Below are 1,166 nucleotides of genomic sequence, written 5' to 3' on the forward strand. Positions count from 1 at the left end.
GGGTGAAGTGGCGTTTGCGGCGGCGCCGGTTCCGGCCACCACCGCTGCAGTCACCAGGCCCGCGGCAACCATGGTCACCCGCGAGGATGAACGCGCCTCAGTCATGGCGCGGGCGCGCTGGGCAAAGCCGCTGCCCTGGCCGTCGCCGTCACCGTTGCGCTTGCGGAGGGACAGCAGGGCCAGGACGATCCCGCCGAGGATCAGGAGCGAGCCCAGCACCATCAGCGGAATGGCCCACGGGGTGGAGGTATCGTTCGGGAACGTCATGGAGATGGAGGCCGGAGCAGGCTGGGTCCCGTCAGCGGCCAGCAAGAGGGTCCAGTCGCCATCAGCGGGCGGGGTCCAGGAATACTCGAGCTGGCCGCTGGCGTTCTCCGTGGAAACCCAAAGATCGGACCCGGCGGGGCTGGGGGCGGTGGCTTCGCCGTCGGCGTGTTCCACCTGAAGCGCCTTGCCGTCCTCCGAGACCCCCGTGACAGTGTTGTGGGCCGTCTGGCCTACCCAGGCGTCAACGTCATCGGGACGCCCTGCTGCGAGCAGGAAGTTGCCGTCGCCCTCAATGTTGATTTTGACGGTTCCGCCGTGCAGGGTGCGCAGGTTCTGGTCTATGACGGTCAGCGGCGCCGCCTCGGCATCTGCGGGTGCAGAGGCCGTGAAAGTCTCGGACGGGGCCCAGATGGTTCTCTGGCCGATGCCGGCCAGCAGTGTCAGGAGGCCGAGCAGCACGAGTGCGACTGCAGTCTTTAAACGCAAGGGAACACCTATCATCAGCGGGGGTTTACCCTCAATAGTAACGGTTTGGTTACCGGGGCCTTGGATCCGGAGGCGGATACGCATCTTCGGCTGCCTCCGGAACGGTCCCCTCCGCGGGCGTTGACAGGGCTGCTGATAGTGTTTGCGATGATCATCACACCGGCCCGCGCCAGCGGCGCCACGCACCGAACAGGCCCTAAATACCAGTGACTGACAAGACGGACGAGTCCTCCGCGGCACACGAGAATCCGGCGGGCGCTGAGCCTTCGGCAAACGCCCCGCAGGACCCTGCACCGGTGCGCCGGAAGGGGGCCGCGGCCGCAGCGCTCGGACTGGTGGTACGCCGCCTTCGCCAGCCGCTGCCGGGGGCCCAGCCGAGGCTCCGCTTCGAAATGCCGCCGGAATACTTGCAC

General features: G+C 67.4%; 2 pseudogenes. One reads left to right on the forward strand and one right to left on the reverse strand.

Annotated features, from left to right (window positions below):
• A pseudogene (locus tag AC5RWX_RS33605) lies at positions 1 to 768 on the reverse strand (hypothetical protein); the annotation flags it as partial.
• Positions 769 to 959: 191 nt separating this feature from the next.
• Here AC5RWX_RS33605 and AC5RWX_RS33610 point away from each other — a divergent pair.
• A pseudogene (locus AC5RWX_RS33610) lies at positions 960 to 1,166 on the forward strand (AI-2E family transporter); the annotation flags it as partial.

This window comes from Arthrobacter sp. SPT-J7, assembly GCF_059089965.1.